The sequence below is a fragment of the Pseudomonas sp. TREG-RG-20F-10-E-6-01 genome, from assembly GCF_022662455.1.
In the GTDB taxonomy this organism is placed as follows: Bacteria; Pseudomonadota; Gammaproteobacteria; order Pseudomonadales; family Pseudomonadaceae; genus Aquipseudomonas.
Genome location: NZ_JAKNQP010000004.1, coordinates 119,701 through 137,806, shown reverse-complemented (window position 1 = coordinate 137,806; position 18,106 = coordinate 119,701). Strand labels below are relative to the sequence as shown.

The window sequence follows — 18,106 nt, the reverse complement described above, 5'->3', positions numbered from 1 at the left end:
TCGCCGTTTGTGTACCTTCAGTTATGGCTTCGTTAAACAATCGTCACGGCGGCGCAACGCCCCCTCATACGACGCTTTCGCGATACAAGGCGCTGGTATGCCCTACGCCAGCGGCGTTCAAACGCGCCACCAGGTCCTCTCGAGCCGCACGCCCACCTGTACGCACATACTCAAGCTCCGACGCGGTAATCAACACCACCGGCACCAGTCGCACCGGCGACAGCGGCATGTCTTCAAGGCGGGTAGGGAAGTCTGGTTGCGGCCCACCGAGCAGCACCCCGGTGGCGTCGTCTTCGGTGACGAACAGCTTGGGCACTTGATCGCTCATTTGATGTGACAGGCTGAACCCAGGCAGTTCCAAAGACAGTACGCCGTGAGTGTCCAACTGGTGGGTAATGCCGCCCGCGTTGGCCACGGTCTTGGCGACGTGTTCGAGCAGTTCGAACGCCCAACTGCGGCGCAAAGGGTCGACATCACCCGGCTCGCCACGCGCGTCGTCGGGAATATCCGGCGTTTCCAGGAACAATTCCATCTCAAACCCATTGCCCAGCCCTTCTGCATCGTCGAAGGGATCGGACAGGCCTTCGGTGGCGAGGACGATGGATCCATCACGGCGCACCACACGGTACGCCTGGCGGGTGGAGGGCCAATGAGGACCGCCGGTAAAGCTTGGGCTGATCATGTACGTCAGCACGTCCTGCTCCACGCTCCCCACGGTCTGCCAGTGACGGTCCAGGCATTCACCGCTGGCAAGGCGCGCTGCGATATTGGCTGCATCTGCTGCAGTTTCAACCGGCTCAACAGGTTCAGTCGGCGCGGGCAGGGCCGCTTCGGCGTCAGGTTTTTTGGCAGTACCGAACAACTTCTTGAAGAAGTTCATGGGCATTCCTTTGCTGGAGATGAGTGCTTTACAGCTGATTGAGTGCGTTTACATAGGCGCGAAACATATCAGCCATTCCATCGGCGTAAACAGATATTTCTGCCGCCGTACGTGGGCTGCCGGAAAAATCCTTACCCACCGAACTGAGCGTGGTCAGGATCAAATCACAGGCCAGTGCACGGCGTTCAGCAGGCACGTCGGGTAGCAATTCAAGCATGAACGTCTCGAAGGCGCGCTGACCTGCCGCGCGCACTTCCACGGCTTCGGGCGCATCGCGGTACAGCGGCGCGGCGTCGCTCAGGGCGACGCGCAAATGCGCTTCTTCACATTCGGAATGGATAAACGCATGCACCAGAGTGCGCAGGCGCTCAAGCGGCGCAACGTCGGTTCTCTCCAGAATGTCGCGCAGCATCTGCGTGGTCTGCTGCCACTCATCGCTCTGCAGTCGGAACAGGATGGCCGCCTTGTTGGGGAAGTACTGGTACACCGAACCGACACTCACACCGGCCTTTTCCGCCACCCGCGCGGTGGTAAAACGCGTGGCGCCTTCCTTGGCCAAAACCTGAATAGCCGCTTCCAGGATCGCCGCCACCAGCTCGGTGGAACGCGCTTGTTGTGGCTGTTTGCGTGAGGAAATACGGGCGGTCTGGCGGGTTGTCATCTGGGGCTCCAGCAGCGGGGCTAACGCGAATAGCGAATGCGACGAATCACTCGCATACTTTTAATGCGACGAATTAGTCGCATCTTAGCCCCAACCTCACGGAAATCAATCATGTCGACCCTGACCACCGCGCCAATGGCGCCCCTGATCGAACGCCTCTACGCACAAGCCAACGCGGCCACCAGCCCACTGATCAACAGCGTTTCGCGTGAAGAACGCGACCGTCTGATGCACAGCAAAACCGACTACCTCGCGCTCTACACGATGCTCAAAGACCTGTGGCTGCCGGTCTCCCGCGACACCGGCACCTTGCTGTACCTGTTGGCGCGCAGCACCAAGGCGCAGGCTATCGTGGAGTTTGGGACGTCGTTTGGCCTGTCCTCCTTGTTCCTGGCCGCCGCGTTGCGCGACAACGGTGGCGGCGTGTTGATTGGCAGCGAGTTCGAGCCCTCGAAGATCGCCCTGGCACGCGAGCATTTCATTCAGGGCGGAGTGAGTGACCTGATTGAAATCCGCGAGGGCGATGCCTTGGTGACGTTGGCCACGGGCCTGCCGGAAGCGGTCGACCTGCTGCTGCTCGATGGCGCCAAGAGCCTGTATGGCGACGTGCTGAACCTGGTGGAAAAACACCTGCGGCCCGGCGCGCTGGTGATAGCCGACAATACTGACTATTGCCCGCATTACCTGGCGCACGTACGCGAGCCTGCGAACGGCTACCTGTCCGTGCCCTTTGCCGATGACATCGAACTCTCGATCCGCTTGCGCTAACAGGAGTCACCTCATGCATGTATTTGTCACGGGAGCCACCGGCTGGGTGGGCTCCGAAGTGGTCAAGGACCTGATCGGCGCCGGCTACCTGGTCACCGGTTTGGCCCGCAGCGATGGCAAGGCCCAGGCACTGGCGGCCACCGGCGCGAAAGTGCTGCGCGGCTCGCTGGATGACCTGGATGTTCTGCGCCGAGCGGCGTGGGGCGCGGACGCGGTCATCCATACCGCGTTCAACCATGACTTCACACGGTTCATCGAAAACTGCGCGCAGGATCGTCGCGTGATCGAGGCGCTGGAAAGTGTGCTCAAAGGTTCGGACACGCCGCTGATCGTGACCTCAGGCCTGTCGGGCCTGGCGCGCGGCGCGCTGGAGAGTGACTTGCCGAACGCCGGCGCCCCGCGCCAATCCGAACCCACCGCGCGGCTGTTGGCTGAGCGTGGCATACGGGCGGCAACCGTGCGGCTGGCGCCGTCGGTGCACGGGGTGGGCGACCATGGTTTTCTGCCGATTTTGATTAGGCTGGCGCGGCAGACGGGCGTGTCGGCCTATATTGGCGACGGCGAGAATTGCTGGTCTGGCGTATACCGCACCGACGCGGCGCGGGTCTACCGCCTGGCGCTGGAGGAGGGCGTCAGCCAAGCCGTGTACCACGCGGTGGCGGACGAGGCCGTGCCATTTAAAGCTATCGCTGAAGTGATCGGGCGTCGCCTCGGTGTGCCGGTGGAAGCTCGGCCGCGTGAGCATTTTGGTTGGTTCGCGATGATGGCCGGGGCTGATATGGCCGCGTCCAGCGCGCAAACCCGTGACCTGCTCGGTTGGGTGCCCAGCGGGCCGGACTTGCTGACAGACCTCGATCAAAGCGATTACTTCACCCTCTGACAGGCGGTTTTCATGAATCAAAATGTCGTGCTGAAACTGCTGCCGATCACCCTGTCGGTGTTCGTCGGTTTCCTGATCATCGGCCTGCAATTGCCGGTACTACCGCTGCACCTGAACCACACGCTGGGCATGAGCACCTTGGTGGTCGGTATGGTGGTCGGTGCGCAGTTCGCCGCGGCGTTGCTGTCACGGGCCTGGGCCGGCAATTTTGCCGACATGCGTGGGCCCAAGCGCGCGATGTTGATTGGCATGCTGGTGGCGGCCAGTTCCGGCGTGCTGTACCTGGCGTCGCTGGCGTTTGTCGACACACCGGCGCTGTCAGTCTGGGTGCTGCTCGCCGGGCGCGTGGTGCTGGCCTTGGGTGAAAGCCTGATCATCACCGGCTCGATGGGCTGGGGCATGGGCCTGGTCGGGCCGCAGAACGCCGGCAAGGTCATGGCCTGGATCGGCATTGCGATCTATGCCGCATTTGCGCTCGGGGCACCGTTGGGCGTGGCGATCAATAGTCAGTGGGGGTTCAGTGGAATCAGTATCGCGACCCTGCTGTTGCCGCTGTGCGCCTTTGCCATCGTCGTGGGGGCCAGGGGCGTTGCGCCCACCAGCCAGCGGCGCACCTCGTTTTACAAAGTGCTGGGCACAGTGTGGTTGCCGGGCCTGGGGCTGGCGTTTTCCAGCATCGGTTTTGGGCTGATCACAGCGTTTATCGCGCTGCTGTTTGCGTCCAAGAACTGGGGTAACGCGTCGTTCGCCTTCACCGCGTTTGGCCTGGCATTTATTGGCGCGCGAATCTTCTTCGGGCACCTGCCGGACAAGCTCGGTGGCGCAGTCGTCGCGTTGGTCTGTGTGCTGATCGAAGCGGCGGGGCAGTTGTTGATCTGGGGCGCAGGCTCACCGCTGATGGCCTACCTGGGCGCAGCGCTGACCGGCTTCGGTTATTCGTTGGCGTTCCCGGGGTTTGGTGTCGAGGCGATCAAACGTGCGCCCCCGCAAACGCGCGGGCTGGCCATGGGTGCCTATGTGGCCTTCCTCGATATTGCGTTAGGGATCAGCAGCCCGTTGGCCGGCGCTTTGGCCGGCGCCGCCGGGGTAGGGTCGGTGTACCTGGCCGGCGCCGGGGCGGTGGCGATGTCGGTGGTGGTGGCGTGGGTGTTGTTGGCTAAACAGCCGGCACTCAGCGCTTGCTGAACGCCAGGCGCGCGGCAAATACAACAAAGATCAAGCCCGTGGTGCGGTCCATCCACTGGATGACCTTTTCTCGGCGCAGGAAGCCAGACAGTGGCCGGGTGGCGCCAATCAACGCCAACGACCATGCCAGCCCCAACACCACGTGAATGCTCACCAGGCCGAAAGTCCAGGCAATCAACGAATGGCCTTGGGGAATGAACTGCGGCAGGAACGACACGTAGAAAATCCCCACCTTGGGGTTCAGCACATTGCCCAGCATGCCCTTGAAAAACCAGTTGCCGCCGGGCCTGGCGTCAGCGTTGACCGACGACAATGAACGGCGCGGGCGCAGCAGCATGTTCACGCCCAACCCTGCCAGGTAAGCGGCGCCGCAGTACTTGAGCAGGTTGAACGCCACCTCCGACACTGCAATCAACGCGCCCAGCCCAAAAGCCACGGCCGCGCCCCACACCAGGCAGCCCGCGTTGATGCCGAAGGCAGCGTGCAGCGCCTGGCGCTTGCCTTCTACCGTGGCGGTGCGCAGCACCAAAGCGGTGTCGAGCCCCGGCGTGAGCGTCAGCACAGTGGCGGCGAAGGTGAAGGCGAGGAGGTTGTCAGTGATGGACATGGGCTTTTCCGTTCAAGTAAGGCGTCAGATCCAATCCGGCCAGATATTCAAGGAGGCCAACGCTGACCTCGATTACCGCGTCGCAAAACTCTTTATTGCCGCGCCAGCGTAATGTGGGTCGGGGTCCAGCATAGCTTCGAATCAGCGCCAATAACGGATTTGCCCAAGGCGCTGGCCTAGGACTGCGCGTTGTCGACAAAGACGCAAGACTCGAAAGCGGCGTAAGTGGTTAGCCTTTAACGCCGGATTTCAGTTGGGTCAGCGCCGTCGCAACGGCGTGGTATGGACCGCTTGGCCAAGGATGAGCACTGATGATGAGGTGGATGGCATAATCCTTATCCTCGATGCCCAGGCACCTTGGACTTTCTTATCTCAACACCTGTGTTGATTAGTCATCCGCGTGTCGAAACGCTACTCTCGGCGCCCATTACCCATCCACCGACCGTCACAGTGAGTGACGGCCTTCATGAATCAGGACGATGAACGACTATTCTTCCAAGCTCGCAAATTATTGGCGTAATTCACTGGCCGATGCCGAAAACGGCAATGGCGCTTTATCGCCGAGCCAAGTCAAAACCTATACTGCTTTGCCCATTGACGCGTTAGCCAAGGGCTGTGTACCTGATGAGCAGCTCAGCTTGTTGTTTGCGGGTGAGCCTGCCCAACAGCTGCACGTTGAAGTCACCCTGCGCCCCTTTGTGTACAAGTCGCGCCTGGAACACCGTCAGGCGCGCAATGGTTTACCCGCGTGGATCACTCCAGTTCTGTGCCGCGTATCAGTGACCCGCGATGGGCGTATTTATCCGACTGCACAGGCGCTGGTGCCTCGCGACATCCTTGATCCATTGGATCGCGATAATTTCACCATCGGTGCTCAGTTCGACCTGGACACGTTTCTGTCAGCAGAACAAGCGCCACAGCTGGATCTGCCTGCGGCCGGTAGCGAGCTTAGTGCCGATCAATATCAAGAAAAGTGGATCAGCTATCTACGGTTCTGCAAGAAGATGTTCCACACGGTTTCCGACGGTTGGAATGGGGTCGATGATGGTTTTGATCCGGTCAATTATTGTTTTATTTTCAAGGAACAAAAGGCAGAAGGTTTTAGCCGCAATATCGTCGCGCTCTATGATCATCTGCGAGAGGCAAAACCCACGGCGCCCTTGTTTGATCGTTTCGCTCAACGTGAACCCACACCAGACGAACCCTGTTTACCCACCAATAGCCTGTTCGCCAGGCGGCTAGGGCATGCCGGTGACGAATACGCGTTAGCACCCGCCCAACGCGATAGCCTGGCGCACCTGCTTTGCGGCGAGAGCGGTGATGTGTTGGCCGTTAACGGGCCTCCTGGCACCGGTAAAACCACATTGCTCTTGTCCGTTGTTGCCTCGCTCTGGGCCAAGGCTGCGGTAGACGGTGATGAGCCGCCAGTGATTGTCGCCAGTTCTACGAACAACCAGGCTGTCACCAACATCATCAAGGCGTTCGGTAAAGATTTCTCAGAGGGCACCGGCCCCTTTGCGGGACGCTGGCTACCCGACATCAAGAGCTTCGGGGCGTACTTCCCCAAGTCCTCGGCAGAAGCGGAAATGGCCCGCACCTATCAAACCAAAAGCTTTTTCCAGGAACTTGAGTCGCAGGCCTATCTTGATAAAGCGCAGCAAGCTTATCTTGGCAAAGCCGCCATCGCATTTGCAGGTGAGCCGGTTCCTACCGTCAAGAATACAGTGAGTAAACTTCAGGCAGAGATACGAACGCGTCAGCACCAGCTCGCCGAGATTGAGAAAGGGTGGGCAACATTGGTGGCTGTCCGCAACGCTGTTCAACGGCTGCTGGGGAATGATCCACAGGCGGGGATCGCACGTCTTGAAGCCCAACTCACGAACCACGCCGAACAGCTTGCCAAAGCGCAAGCCCGCCTCAAGGATTTCAAGCATTACCTGGCTCATGAACCATTGATCTACTCGCTGTTTAGCTGGTTCGGTCCAGTCGCGGCTAAACGTCTTCGACTGGCGAAGTTGCGAGTTGATGAAGCTGATACCGCGCTGCAGGCAGCCGCCGATGTCAGCTCGATCGAACGTCAGTTGACCGCCGTTGTTGCTCTGGCCGCCCAGGCGTTGAAACCACTTGAAACGCAACTGGCGCAGGTCCGCGAGTTGATGCAGAGCCTGCAACGTGAGGTGTCGAATTGGCAGACGGTCATCGCGGTATTACCGAAGGCTGCTGGCAAAGCGGCCGCACAGGTGACATTTGATGATTGCGACAGTTGGGCGGATACCTCTTTGCGTTTCGAGATCTTCTTGCTCACTACGCATTACTGGGAAGGACGTTGGTTGATGGAAGTCGCTGACGAATTGCCAGACATTCTTAAAAGCCGTGGCAAAAAGGGTCGCAAGACCTTGGAGAAGAACTGGCGGCGCTGGATGAAGCTGACACCGTGCGTCGTGGCTACGTTTTTCAGGCTACCAGCAGAACTGCACTGCAAGCGCCACGATGGCAACGGTTTTGTTGATGATTACGCATTGAATTTTGTCGATTTGCTGATCGTCGACGAGGCTGGTCAGGTCTTGCCTGAGGTCGCAGCGCCATCATTCGCATTGGCCAAGCAGGCGTTGGTCATTGGTGATACTCAGCAAATTGAACCTATTTGGTCGATTCCCGCTGCTGTCGACATCGGCAACCTGATCAGCGCGGGCCTGTTGTCTCGGGACAAGGTGGATGATGACTACGCTGCCTTCTGCGACAGCGGACGCAGTGCCGCCAACGGCAGTGTCATGTCAATTGCGCAGTCGACCAGCCGTTACCATTACGATCGCGACCTCGCCCGGGGTATGTACTTGTATGAACACCGTCGTTGCTATGACTCGATCATCGATTACTGCAATGCCCTTTGCTACAAAGGCAAGTTAGAACCGCGCCGGGGGGCAAAACCGCACGGTGGCTTGCCTGGGCTCGGCTATCTGCACATTGATGGCAGGTGCCAGCAGAAACAGGGCGGTAGCCGTCACAACCTGCTCGAAGCGCAGACGATTGCCGCGTGGATTAAGGCTAATGAACAGGAACTCACACAACGCTACAAGAAGGAACTGTGGGAGATTCTGGGTGTGATAACCCCCTTCGGCGCACAGACTCAGTCGATCATCGAGGCGTGCTCAGCGTTGGGTATCCGTACCGGCAAAGGCGACGGTGAAGTCACCATCGGCACTGTTCACTCCTTTCAGGGGGCAGAACGGCCAGTGGTGATTTTTTCGGCGGTTTACTCCAAACATGCCGATGGTCCTTTCATAGACCGCAGGGACAGCATGCTGAACGTTGCTGTTTCGCGGGCTAAAGATAGCTTCCTGGTGTTCGGTGATATGGACTTGTTCACCCAGGTGTCCGCCAGCAAACCGCGCGGACGCTTGGCCCTCTACCTGCTCAGTGACGCGGCGAATGAGCTGAAGTTTGATTTCCAGCCTAGGGTCGATTTGCTCACTACGCGCACCGGATTGAGCCATTTGCATGAGTTTGCCGAACATGATCGGTTCCTGTTGCGTACCTTGGAGATGGCCCGCCACCAGGTTCAGATAGTGACGCCGTGGGTTAAGTTACACAGGATGCATGAAAGCGGTGCTTTGGACGTCATGGGCGGGACGGTGAAGCGTGGTGTCGAAGTAACGGTCTATACCGACTTGCGCTTCAATACTGATATCAAGCGCGGTAAGCCCGATGGTGATACAGGCAAAGTAGCAGAATTCAAGGAGGCCATAGCTGCTTTGAAATCCCGTGATGTGCAGGTTCGTGTGGTCAACAAGGTGCATAGCAAGATTGTCATGGCCGATGAAGAATTGCTGTGTGTCGGGTCGTTCAATTGGCTGAGCGCGGATCGTTCGGGTGATTACATACACCATGAGACGTCCATGGTTTATAGAGGGCCCGATGTGCGAGACGAACTCATCGTTAACCGAACGAGCCTTGCGCAGCGCCTGAGTCCGCGAGCGTTATAGCCTGATGCATCGCTGCGTCAGCTGAGGGCTGCAAGCAGCTGACGCAGCGATGCAAAGAGGCACCGATCGGCAGCCAATTCGGAAAACCCTGAGACTTCCCGGCGAAAATCTTCATAATGGCGGCCAATTTGTTTAGCTCGTTCTGGTGTGCCCGCATGGAAATTAAGGTCAACTTTCTCGACAACCTTCGGCTTGAAGCCAAGTTCGATGACTTCACGGTGATTGCCGACCAACCCATTCGCTATAAAGGCGATGGTTCGGCCCCGGGTCCGTTCGATTACTTCCTGGCTTCGTCGGCGTTGTGTGCGGCGTACTTTGTGAAGCTGTACTGCGAAACACGCAATATCCCCACCGAAAATATTCGCCTGTCGCAGAACAACATCGTTGATCCGGAAAACCGCTACAACCAGATCTTCAAGATCCAGGTCGAGTTGCCGGCGGATATCTCCGACAAGGACCGCCAGGGCATCCTGCGCTCCATCGACCGTTGCACCGTGAAGAAAGTCGTGCAGGCCGGGCCCGAGTTCGTGATTGAAGAGGTGGACAACCTCGACGCCGATGCCCAGGCGTTGCTGATGCCTGGCGCTAGTTCTGAGGCGGGCACCTACATTGCTGGCAAAGACCTGCCGCTGGAGCAGACCATCGCCAACATGTCCGGCATTCTCGCGGGCCTGGGCATGAAGATTGAAATCGCCTCGTGGCGCAATATCGTGCCTAACGTCTGGTCGCTGCATATCCGCGACGCCCACTCGCCGATGTGCTTTACCAACGGCAAGGGCGCGACCAAAGAGGGCGCACTGGCGTCGGCGTTGGGCGAGTTTATCGAGCGGCTTAACTGCAACTTTTTCTACAACGACCAGTTCTGGGGTGAGGAACTGGCCAACGCGCCGTTCGTGCATTACCCGGATGAGCGCTGGTTCCAGCCGGGCCGCAAAGACGAGTTGCCGCCTGAAATCCTCGACGCCTACTGCCTGAAAATCTACAACCGCGATGGCGAACTGCGTGGCTCGCACCTGTTCGACACCAATTCGGGCAATGAAGAACGCGGCATTGTTTCGCTGCCGTTCGTGCGTCAGTCCGATGGCGAGGTGGTGTACTTCCCGTCCAACCTGATCGAAAACCTTTACCTCAGCAACGGCATGAGCGCGGGCAATACCCTGGCCGAAGCGCAGGTGCAGTGCCTGTCGGAGATTTTCGAGCGCGCGGTCAAGCGCGAAATCATCGAAGGCGAATTCGCCCTGCCGGACGTACCGGCTGAAGTGCTCGCCAAGTACCCGGGAATTCTTGCCGGTATTCAAGGGCTGGAAGCCCAGGGTTTCCCGGTACTGGTCAAGGACGCGTCACTGGGCGGTGAATTCCCGGTGATGTGCGTGACCTTGATGAACCCGCGCACCGGCGGCGTCTTTGCCTCGTTCGGCGCCCATCCGAGCCTGGAAGTGGCGCTGGAACGCAGCCTCACCGAATTGCTTCAGGGCCGCAGCTTCGAAGGCTTGAACGACCTGCCGCAGCCGACCTTTGAAGGCCACGCGGTCACCGAACCGAACAACTTCGTCGAGCACTTTATCGACTCCAGCGGCGTGGTCTCGTGGCGCTTCTTCAGTGCCCAGTCGGACTACGAGTTCGTTGAGTGGGATTTCTCGGGCCAGGGCGAAGACTCGAATGCTCAGGAAGCCGCGACCCTGTTCGGCATTCTCGAAGGCATGGGCAAAGAGTCCTACATGGCGGTGTACGAACACCTCGGCGCAACCGCCTGCCGCATCCTGGTGCCGGACTACTCGGAAATTTACCCGGTGGACGACCTGATCTGGGACAACACCAACAAGGCGCTGTTTTTCCGGGCCGACATCCTCAACCTGCACAGCCTCAGCGATGACGAGCTCAAAGCACTGGCTGAGCGCCTGGTGGAAAGCGAGCTGGACGATTACACCGACATTACCACCTTGATCGGCATCGAGTTCGACGACAACACCGCGTGGGGCCAACTGACCATTCTGGAGTTGAAGCTGCTGATCTACCTCGCCTTGCAGCAGTATGAGGAGGCGAAAGAGTGCGTGGAGATGTTCCTGCAGTACAACGACAACACCGTTGATCGCGGCCTGTTCTATCAGGCGGTGAACGCGGTGTTGGAGATGCACTTGGACGAGGACCTGGAACTCGCGGATTACGAGGCCAACTTCCGCCGCATGTTCGGCAATGAGCGCATGGACGCGGTGATCGGCTCGGTCAACGGCACGCTGCGTTTTTATGGCTTGACGCCAACCAGCATGAAGCTGGAAGGGCTGGATCGGCATTTGCGCTTGATCGACAGCTACAAAAAGCTGCACGCGGCGCGTGCGAATATCACCTCAGCCTGACGCCCTCTGTGGGAGCTGACTTCACCTCGGGCCAGACGCTAAACCCTGTGGGAGCGGGCTTGCTCGCGAATGCGGAGTATCAGTCACCGGATGTATTGACTGACCCACCGCTTTCGCGAGCAAGCCCGCTCCCACATTAGGACCTTCCTTGTCAGGGCATGCTGGGTCAGATCAGAGCCAATGCCTGCGCCAGGTCGGCCCGCAGGTCTTCGACGTCCTCAACGCCCACCGACAAGCGCACCAAACCATCGCCAATGCCCAGCTGCGCCCGCGTTGCTGCCGGGATGCTGGCGTGGGTCATGATCGCCGGGTGTTCGATCAGGCTTTCGACGCCGCCCAGGCTTTCGGCCAAGGCAAAGATCTTCACGTTTTCCAGAAAGCGTGTGGCGCCGGCCAGGTCACTGTTCAAATCCACCGAAATCATCCCGCCAAACCCGCGCATCTGCTTGCGTGCCAGTTCGTGCTGGGGATGCGAGGCCAGGCCTGGGTAATAAACCCGTGAAACTTGCGGCTGTTGTTCCAGCCAGGTGGCCAACTCCAGGGCATTGCTGCAATGGCGCTCCATGCGCAGCGCCAGGGTTTTCACGCCGCGCAGCGTCAGGAATGCATCGAACGGGCCGGCAATCGCGCCGACCGAGTTCTGCAGGAAACCCAGGCGCTCGGCGAGCTCCGGGTTGTGGCCGACAATGGCGATGCCGCCGATCACGTCGGAGTGGCCGTTGAGGTATTTGGTGGTGGAGTGCACCACGATGTCGAAACCCAGCTCCAGCGGGCGCTGGATCCATGGGCTGGCAAAGGTGTTGTCGGCCACGCAGATGATGCCGCGGTCGCGGCAGATTCGCGCGATGGCACTCAGGTCAGTGAGGCTGAGCAGCGGGTTGCTCGGGGTCTCGACCCAGACCATGCGTGTGTCGTCTTGCAACGACGCTTCAAACGCTTGCAAGTCGCTCAAGTCGACAAAGCTGAAACGGTGGCCGGCGCTGCGCTGACGCACCTTGTCGAACAGGCGGAAGGTGCCGCCGTACAGGTCGTTGCCGGAGACGATATGCGCACCCGCATCGAGCAGTTCCAGCACGGTGGAAATCGCCGCCAGCCCGGAGGCAAAGGCAAACGCCTGGCTGCCGCCTTCAAGGTCGGCCACGCAGCGTTCCAGGGCAAAGCGCGTGGGGTTGTGGGAACGACCATAGTCAAAGCCCTTGTGCACACCGGGGCTGTCTTGCAGATAAGTGGAGTTGGCATAGATCGGCGGCATCAGCGCTCCCGTGGTCGGGTCGGGTGATTGCCCGGCGTGGATCACGCGGGTGGCAAAGGCGCTTTTATCGGGCTGACTCATGCAAGGGATCTCCGTAGGTGATTAAGCAGGTCGACGCGGGTGATCAGGCCATAAAACCGTGAGGCGTCAGCAATGATGGCAACCAGGCCGCGATCAAGTTCCGCCTGCAGTTCGGCCAGGCTGGCACTCGGGGCCAGGGTTTGCAAAGTGTCGGTCATGGCGCTGGCAACGATCATGGAGAAGTCGGCGGCGTCATGGTGCAACCCCAGCAGGATGTCGGACTCGTCGATCACGCCAACCAGTTCGCGGCCTTCGACCAGCACCGGCAGTTGCGAGACATCGGCCAGGCGCATGCGCTGGAAGGCTGTGAGCAGGGTATCGTCGGGGCTCACGCTGATCACGCGGCCGTCTTCGAAGCGGCGGGCGATCAGGTCGCGCAGGTCGCCGTAGTGTTTGTACTGGAGCAGGCCCGCGTCGTTCATCCACTGGTCGTTGTAGACCTTGGACAGGTACCGCGTGCCCGTGTCGCAGACGAAGGTGACCACGCGTTTGGGCTCGGTCTGCTCGCGGCAATAACGCAGCGCAGCAGCGAGCAGGGTGCCGGTTGACGAGCCGCCGAGAATACCTTCGGCCTTGAGCAGTTGACGGGCGTGGTCGAAGCTTTCTTCATCGCTGATGGAATAGGCGTGGCGCACGCTGGAGAGGTCGGCAATCGAGGGGATGAAGTCTTCGCCGATGCCTTCCACGGCCCACGACCCCGGCGTTTCCATCCTGCCGCTGCGGCTGTATTCAGCCATCACCGAACCCACCGGATCGGCCAGCACCATGGCCAGTTCCGGCTGTACGCGTTTGAAGAAGCGGGTCAGGCCGGTGAGGGTGCCGGCCGAGCCGACGCCCACCACGATCGCGTCCACGTCATGCTGGGTTTGCGCCCAGATTTCCGGCGCGGTGCTGGTTTCGTGCGCCAGCGGGTTAGCCGGGTTGTTGAACTGGTCGGCAAAAAATGAACCGGGAATGTCCTTGGCCAGGCGCGCAGCCACGTCCTGGTAATACTCGGGATGGCCCTTGCCAACGTCGGAGCGGGTGATATGCACCTCGGCGCCCATGGCCTTCAAGTGCAGGACTTTTTCGGTGGACATCTTGTCGGGCACCACCAGCACCACGCGGTAGCCCTTGGCCCGGCCGACCAGCGCAAGCCCCAGGCCGGTGTTGCCGGCGGTGGCTTCGATGATGGTGCCGCCGGGGCGCAGGCGGCCGTCGCGTTCGGCGGCGTCGATCATTGCCAGGCCGATGCGGTCCTTGATGGAACCACCGGGGTTTTGGCATTCAAGCTTGAGGAACAGGGTGCACAGGCCGGTATCAAATCGGCTGACCTTGACCAGCGGCGTGTTGCCGATCAATTCGAGTACGGCGGGGCGGGAAAGCGTGGGCATGTCGTCACCTGGTACGGAAGAGGCGTAGGGGAGGGACAGCAAAATGCAAAGCATGGCTTGGAACATAGGCCGGGATCGCGCCGGTCGCAACCGGGCGGTCCGTTGGATGTCTTTTTTTGGCGCATGAGCGCGTGTTGACGTTTAAACGCCGCGCATCAAAACCTGCTGCAACCGCTCTATAACGCCAGTGCTGGCGGTTTGCATCGGCGCGCGCAGCTCACTGGCGATCAAGCCTTGCATCGCCAGCGCAGCCTTTACCGGCGCGGGGTTGGGCTCCATGAACAGGGTGTTGATCAGGGGCGTTAACCTGAAAAAAGTCGCCCTGGCCTCGGTGAGCTGGTTGTCGCGTACCTGCTGGTACAGCGCCACGAAGTCTTCGGTGTGCACATGGGCCGAGGCTGCAATCGCACCACTGGCGCCCTGGCACAGCGCGTTGAAGATTTGAAGATCTTCGCCACACAACACCTCCACGTCGCCGCTGGCGAGCAGCGCCAAGGTAGTCGCCAGGTTGCCGCCGCAGTCTTTGATCGCGACGATTCGCGTGTGCTTGACGATGTTCAGCAAAGTGGCCTGTTCGAAGGTCACGCCGGTGCGGTAGGGAATGTCATAGAGAATGATCGGCACACTGGAGGCGTCGGCCACCGTGCGGAAAAACGCTTCAAGGCCGGCCTGGGAGGGGCGGATATAGCTGGGCGCCGGCACCAGCAAGCCGGCCACCGGGCGTTTGAGGATTTCGCTCTGGAACTGCAGCAGTTCACGCTGGTTGTTGCCCGCCAGGCCCATCACCACGCGCTGCGCCGGCACGAGTTGCAGCACCGCATCCAGCACGGCCAGTTGTTCCTGACGGCTCAGTGACGCGGCTTCCCCGGTGGTGGTGCAGACCATGATGCCGGCCACGTGCTTTTCCAGCAGGTGGCTGACCAGCCGGCGCAGGCCGATAAAGTCGATGGCGCCGTCATGAAACGGCGTGACCACGGGAACCCAGATACCTTGAAACGATGACATGCACTTTCTCCTGATGGTTGACCGCTGGAGTCACCGTCAGAAGGGCAGAGGGATTGTGCATGGGAGGGACGTCCGTCGCGCTCAATGTCCTGTCAGCTCATCTGACGGGACAGCGCGCCCCGGTCACATGAGCGACTGTTTCTTCGATTTGAGGGCGTGCGCCACGCAACCTTGCGCCTTGGCAATCAAGCCAATGGCACAAAGGTTAACGAAAGACGATGCAGACATGCGCTGACACACCCTGAATAAGGCCTCCATCTTCAGCGGACGTGACGGAATGTGTCAACCCCGCTTCAGCTGCTCACGCACAAATGCTGCGACCTCGGCGGCCAGCTCCGCATCTTCCGGTGCGCCCATGAAACCGCCGTGGGGCATGGCTTCGAACACATGCAGCTGCGCCGTTACCCGTGCCTGGCGCAGGGCGCGGTGCAGGCGCACGGTGTTGGACAGGAACAGATCACGGGTGCCGCTCTGCAGAAAAGTTGGCGGGAAACCCTGGGTGAAATCGCCAAACAGCGGTGACAGGTACGGGTGAGACAAGTCCGCACCGTTGGCATACAACAGATTGACGTTCATCAGCGGATTGGGCAGCACCACGTCGACGGTGCGGTTGACCTGGAAGCTGTCGCCGGACTCGGTGAGGTCGACTTCCGGCGACAGCAACACCAGCGCGGCTGGCAATGGCAGACCTTCGTCACGCGCACGCAACACCATGGCGGCCGCAAGGTTGCCGCCCGCTGAGCGGCCACCGATCACGATCTGTTGCGGCGCGTGTTGCTTGAGAACGTGCCGATAGACGGCCAGGCAGTCATCCAGCGCTGCGGGGTAGGGATGATCGGGCGGCATGCGGTAGTCCACGCCATAGCAGATCACGTCGTGCAGGTCGGCTTGTCTGCCGGCCGCGAGGCGGCAGTTTTCGCCGCCGCCGAACACCAGCGCGCCGCCGTGCAGGTCAATGTAGGCAAAGGGCGTGGCAGACGCCGGTGTGGCGACATGCACGCTGGCGTTTTCAACCCTGATGGTGTGCAGGCTGGCCAGCAGCGACGCCGCTTGCCCCGCGTTGGTGCTGGCGTAGTTTTGGGCCACGGCGGCCTGCAGACGGCGCCAGCCGTCATGGTCCTCGGGCGTTGGCATCGCGTGCAGTGCATTGAGGGGCACACCGTCAGCCCCGACCAGGCGTTGCAGTGTGGCCTGCGCTTGAGGGCTGATGGACTGCGGGACGGGCAGTGTACGGGGTTCAAGTTTGACGCCGTGGCTCATGGGCTTGCTGCTCGCGTTCGACGACTTTGGGAGCGTCAGGATGCCAGAACGTGGGCCGGTGTGGCGAGCGGGCTTGCCCCGCGTTGGAGTGCGAAGCGCTCCCAATGAGGCCGCCTCGGTACCACCGGCATACCCCATTGGCAGGTTGCGGGGCTAGCCCGCTCGCCACTACGAGCCTGCGTTCACTGCCGGGCGGTGCTGTTACAGAATGCTGTAGTCCCTGACCACGCCATTGTTGAGGTGGATGTTCAGGCGGCGGCTCTGTTGCTGCGGTGCAAGGTTGTCGATGGCTGTGCGCCGGGTGTCGAGGGCATTGTCGTAGGTATTGCCGGGGATACGGTTGGAAACCAGCCCGAGCAAGTGGCGCATGGACGCGTTCTGGGTGGTGGAGGGCGCGTAGTTCCAGGTTTCGGTGCCGTCGGATGAAATCGACTGGTCCTGCGGTTCGCCATACAGGGCTTTGAGCTGTTGGGAGGTGGTCTTGCCAGAAATGATGTGCGTCCTGACATACGTGGTGTCGAACAGCGAAATATCCGGCCCGGCTTTGCCCTGAATACCCGGCAATGACAGGTTGTTCAAGCTGCTGAGGCCGTTGACGCCATTGGCGCAACCCGTCAGCAAGAGGGCGGTGGCAAGCGTTGCGATAACAGTACGACGGGCCATGATTTTCTCCGTTTAGTCAGGGCTCTGGAACGTCGGCCAATGATAAAACGGTGAAAAACACGCGGAAAAAATGTTCCTGTCTGCGCGTCTCAATGACTTGCCTGGGTGTCTCAGACCGCGTTCATCTGCCCCAGGATGTTGCGTAACGAGAACCCGGTGTGGCGGCTCACGCGCTCCGGTGCCTGGGCAGCGGCGCTCAACTCCCGGGCCTCGCGCGGCGAATAGCCAAAGGCTTGCTTGAAGGTGCGGCTGAAGTGCGCATCACTCTTGAAGCCGAACTGGAAGGCCAGCCCCGACACCCGCTGCCGCGCGCCGGTATCACTCTGGATAATCACCCGCGCGCGGTTCAACCGGCGCTGCTGGATATACGCCGCCACGCCGGATTCCTGGCTGAACACCCGATACAGTTGCGCCCGCGAAATACCCAAGTGTTTGCACAGGAAAACCGGGGACAATTCCGGGCTGCGCAGGTGCTGTTCAATCAAGCGCCGGGCGCGGTTGAACAGGGTGTGGTCGATCGCTTGCTCGGCGGTTTGCAGGTTGGCCACTGTCGGCGCCAAAGCTGCCGATACCATGGCCAGCGTCGCCTGTTGGGCGTGCGGGATTTCCTCGGGTGTCAGGCGCGGCAGGCGCTGTTGCAACGCGCGCATATGGTCTGCGAGCAGCTCGCTCAAGCCGCCCTGCAGCACCTGGCCATGCACGTCTTTGTAGCCGACGCTTTGCGCCAGCAAGTCGCGAGGAATGGTGAGGATCACGGTATCGCCAGCCGTGATCAGGCAATCGAGTTCACGGGCCAGGTCCAGCATGTAGATCTGCGCGTTACCCGCCGCCAGCGTGGTGCGGCCTGCTGTGCCATTAATCGTGTGAGTCAGGCCCAGGCAGAGGTAGTAGTGGTCGAGGCTGTCACGGCGAATCATTTGTGTGGAACGCTTGACCCGATACGGCACCGGCTCGCCGGCACCGTCCCAGGCACCGCAGCCCATCAATAACGAACCCAGGTAACCGGTGGCCAGGCGGTAATTGAAGGCGGCGGATTCAGGCTCGCTGATGGTGATATCGAAGATCGCATTCACTTCCTCGCGCCACACTTCAAAGCGTTGGCGCGGTGGGTAGGGTTGGGTGGTAAAGGTGAAAAGCGGGTTCTCCACAAGCGG

General features: G+C 60.4%; 14 protein-coding genes. 5 read left to right on the top strand and 9 right to left on the bottom strand.

What is annotated here, in order from left to right; translation table 11 throughout:
- Nucleotides 1-64: 64 nt before the first annotated feature.
- Entirely contained in the window at nt 65-880 is an 816-nt protein-coding gene (locus L8K08_RS14730; protein WP_242198184.1) for a suppressor of fused domain protein, read from the bottom strand.
- A 28-nt stretch (nt 881-908) separates the two neighbouring features.
- Complete coding sequence (locus L8K08_RS14725; RefSeq protein ID WP_242198182.1) at nt 909-1,541, bottom strand: TetR family transcriptional regulator; 633 nt, start codon at nt 1,539-1,541, stop codon at nt 909-911.
- 111 nt (nt 1,542-1,652) lie between these two features.
- Here L8K08_RS14725 and L8K08_RS14720 point away from each other — a divergent pair, with 111 nt between their 5' ends.
- From L8K08_RS14720 to L8K08_RS14710, 3 genes are read left to right on the top strand one after another with little or no spacing between them, the layout of a single operon-like run.
- Nucleotides 1,653-2,309 carry a class I SAM-dependent methyltransferase gene (locus L8K08_RS14720; RefSeq protein WP_242198180.1) on the top strand — a complete coding sequence of 219 codons (657 nt, stop codon included), beginning with the start codon at nt 1,653-1,655 and terminating at the stop codon, nt 2,307-2,309.
- A 13-nt stretch (nt 2,310-2,322) separates the two neighbouring features.
- Nucleotides 2,323-3,189 (top strand): SDR family oxidoreductase, encoded by an 867-nt coding sequence (locus tag L8K08_RS14715; protein ID WP_242198178.1) that lies wholly within the window; start codon nt 2,323-2,325, stop codon nt 3,187-3,189.
- A 12-nt stretch (nt 3,190-3,201) separates the two neighbouring features.
- Nucleotides 3,202-4,374 carry an arabinose transporter gene (locus L8K08_RS14710; protein WP_242198176.1) on the top strand — a complete coding sequence of 391 codons (1,173 nt, stop codon included), beginning with the start codon at nt 3,202-3,204 and terminating at the stop codon, nt 4,372-4,374.
- Here L8K08_RS14710 and L8K08_RS14705 read toward each other — a convergent pair.
- Nucleotides 4,361-4,981 carry a LysE family translocator gene (locus L8K08_RS14705; RefSeq protein WP_242198174.1) on the bottom strand — a complete coding sequence of 207 codons (621 nt, stop codon included), beginning with the start codon at nt 4,979-4,981 and terminating at the stop codon, nt 4,361-4,363. The two genes, L8K08_RS14710 and L8K08_RS14705, sit on opposite strands and share 14 nt — an antisense overlap.
- Nucleotides 4,982-5,460: 479 nt before the next feature.
- Here L8K08_RS14705 and L8K08_RS14700 point away from each other — a divergent pair, with 479 nt between their 5' ends.
- Both L8K08_RS14700 and L8K08_RS14695 read left to right on the top strand, forming a co-directional pair.
- Nucleotides 5,461-8,964: an AAA domain-containing protein gene (locus tag L8K08_RS14700; protein ID WP_242198172.1), complete on the top strand. Its 3,504-nt coding sequence runs from the start codon at nt 5,461-5,463 to the stop codon at nt 8,962-8,964.
- Between the two features lie 155 nt (nt 8,965-9,119).
- Nucleotides 9,120-11,318: an OsmC domain/YcaO domain-containing protein gene (locus L8K08_RS14695; RefSeq protein WP_145161088.1), complete on the top strand. Its 2,199-nt coding sequence runs from the start codon at nt 9,120-9,122 to the stop codon at nt 11,316-11,318.
- Nucleotides 11,319-11,484: 166 nt separating this feature from the next.
- Here L8K08_RS14695 and L8K08_RS14690 read toward each other — a convergent pair whose 3' ends face one another.
- From L8K08_RS14690 to L8K08_RS14665, 6 genes are all read right to left on the bottom strand, one after another.
- Nucleotides 11,485-12,651, bottom strand: a complete 1,167-nt coding sequence (locus tag L8K08_RS14690; protein ID WP_242198170.1) for a cystathionine gamma-synthase — start codon at nt 12,649-12,651, stop codon at nt 11,485-11,487.
- The gene (locus L8K08_RS14685) at nt 12,648-14,024 is read right to left on the bottom strand and encodes a cystathionine beta-synthase (RefSeq protein WP_242198168.1); all 1,377 of its coding nucleotides are present in this window, start codon (nt 14,022-14,024) and stop codon (nt 12,648-12,650) included. The genes L8K08_RS14690 and L8K08_RS14685 overlap by 4 nt, the downstream gene beginning before the upstream one ends.
- 141 nt (nt 14,025-14,165) lie before the next feature.
- A complete protein-coding gene (gene dapA / locus L8K08_RS14680; RefSeq protein WP_242198166.1) occupies nt 14,166-15,029 on the bottom strand; it encodes a 4-hydroxy-tetrahydrodipicolinate synthase in 864 nt (287 codons plus the stop codon).
- A gap of 282 nt (nt 15,030-15,311) precedes the next feature.
- Nucleotides 15,312-16,289 carry an alpha/beta hydrolase gene (locus L8K08_RS14675; RefSeq protein ID WP_242198163.1) on the bottom strand — a complete coding sequence of 326 codons (978 nt, stop codon included), beginning with the start codon at nt 16,287-16,289 and terminating at the stop codon, nt 15,312-15,314.
- Nucleotides 16,290-16,490: 201 nt separating this feature from the next.
- Nucleotides 16,491-16,952, bottom strand: a complete 462-nt coding sequence (locus tag L8K08_RS14670; RefSeq protein WP_106579039.1) for a hypothetical protein — start codon at nt 16,950-16,952, stop codon at nt 16,491-16,493.
- Between the two features lie 110 nt (nt 16,953-17,062).
- Nucleotides 17,063-18,100 carry a helix-turn-helix domain-containing protein gene (locus tag L8K08_RS14665; RefSeq protein ID WP_242198160.1) on the bottom strand — a complete coding sequence of 346 codons (1,038 nt, stop codon included), beginning with the start codon at nt 18,098-18,100 and terminating at the stop codon, nt 17,063-17,065.
- Nucleotides 18,101-18,106 lie beyond the last annotated feature (6 nt).